This window comes from Thiolapillus sp., assembly GCF_048562965.1.
GTDB classification, from domain to species: domain Bacteria; phylum Pseudomonadota; class Gammaproteobacteria; order Chromatiales; family Chromatiaceae; genus Thiolapillus; species Thiolapillus brandeum_A.
Window position 1 is genome coordinate 1 of sequence record NZ_JBHNMF010000684.1, and the last position, 1,622, is coordinate 1,622.

The window sequence follows — 1,622 nt, forward strand, 5'->3', positions numbered from 1 at the left end:
CGTTAGTATCCCGCCCTGACAAGGCACCACCGAAGTACACCCGATTTTGCAGCTGATTTATGCGCGTCTGCTTACGAAGCTGGCTCCAGCACTCTGACAAAAAATCGCTGACCAGACCAAACCACGCTGTCCCGTCCCCATGTGAACAAACATGCGGGCAACAGTGGCCTTGCCGCCAGAGATAAGGTGCGCATAAGGTGACACTTGCTGGAAAAGGTGGCTCTTACCCGTGCCTCTCGGGCCCAGTTCTACCATATTGAAATTGCGCTCAACAAAAGGAACCATGCGCAGCAATAATGCATTTTTTTGCCGCTCATCGAGATCCTTCGCCTCAATACCAATTGAGCGTAACAAGAACTCCGTCCATTCCTCTCGTGTAAAATTCTTTCGAGCACTAGCCAGATCATCCAATACATCACGTTTAGATAACTGAATTTCACGCAACGATTCCACACCGAAAGGTCGACCGCTACTCTCTTGGGCTATTGCAGCATCATAACTCAACGAAATTTCAGCATAGAAGCCACCCGTCAGCATACGTTCATGCTTAGTAACCAATTCAGAATTAATACGGACATCTTTCAAACCAAGACTTGGTAATGTCGCCACATAAGAATCTCTCCTGGCATCCAGGCGAGCGGTGATCAGATCAATAATCTTAACTGTACCCCGCTCTTTGGCCCGTGCTTTGAATAGCTCTTCTTCTCCTGCTTTTACGGTGCGGGATTTGAGCTGACGCTGTACGATTTCCAGGCCCTCTTCTATCTCTTCTTGATCTGTACTGGCGCAATAGCGCCCAAGCAAAAACTCCACAACATAAGTTGGAACTGGAAACTGTCGACTAAACGTCCTAACCAAGTCCTTACGAACCAAAAACCCATTCAGGCCACTCACAGCTTTCTGATCTATCTCATCCAATTCAATCACGACTATTCCCCTCCAATCACTGTCGCGGCCTCAGACAATGGATTACCATTCTCATCGAGTAACACAATGAACGCATGTGTTCCGTCCAGTTCCTCATCCTCAACTACCACGGATGCAGTACCATTTTTCTTAAAGGGCTTGATGCTCAATATAACGGAGCTGTCTGCATTGCCAGCGTGCGTACGAATATCAATCCGCACTTTATCTATATCACCATTAACCGTCACTACACACCTCAAACCTCGCCACGCAATATCAGTAATACTGAGATTGCGTACGTTTCCTGGTCCCGCACGACTTACTACCAATTCCAACGTACAGCATTCCTGCAGAGACAGCCCTCCATGCGTGTATTCCTGCCCTTTACTGAAACAAGAGACGCCACTGGCTAGCACAAAATACTGATGAGGGTTCCAATACCATGGAAACAAATTCCCATCGGCATGATCGCCGGGTTTGAGAGCGGCGCAACGTTTCCACTTGTTATCCGTCAAAGCCTTGGGTAACTCGATGCTGGGTAATCCCCCTGGCATCAGCAACCATCCATGATCCGTCACTATACGAACCTGCTTCCATCCTGCATGAAGCAAAGCATCTATTCTGTCTTTTATTTCGACTAATATCCCATCGACATATTTTCCCAGCTTCCAGCCGCGATCATGGCCTTCATGGTCAATATCACCGATTTCCGTCCA

2 protein-coding genes and 1 pseudogene are annotated in these 1,622 nt (G+C 47.8%); all 3 read right to left on the bottom strand.

Translation table 11 applies throughout. From position 1 onward, the window contains the following. Positions 1–100, bottom strand: a 100-nt coding sequence (locus tag ACOCD2_RS19125) for a hypothetical protein (protein WP_305803371.1), incomplete at its 3' end; no start/stop codon positions are given. Then, positions 58–927 carry a BREX system Lon protease-like protein BrxL gene (locus tag ACOCD2_RS19130; protein ID WP_419583540.1) on the bottom strand — a complete coding sequence of 290 codons (870 nt, stop codon included), beginning with the start codon at positions 925–927 and terminating at the stop codon, positions 58–60. The genes ACOCD2_RS19125 and ACOCD2_RS19130, both read right to left, overlap by 43 nt. 2 nt (positions 928–929) lie before the next feature. Next, positions 930–1,622 (bottom strand): annotated as a pseudogene (locus ACOCD2_RS19135) (BREX-1 system phosphatase PglZ type B); the annotation flags it as partial.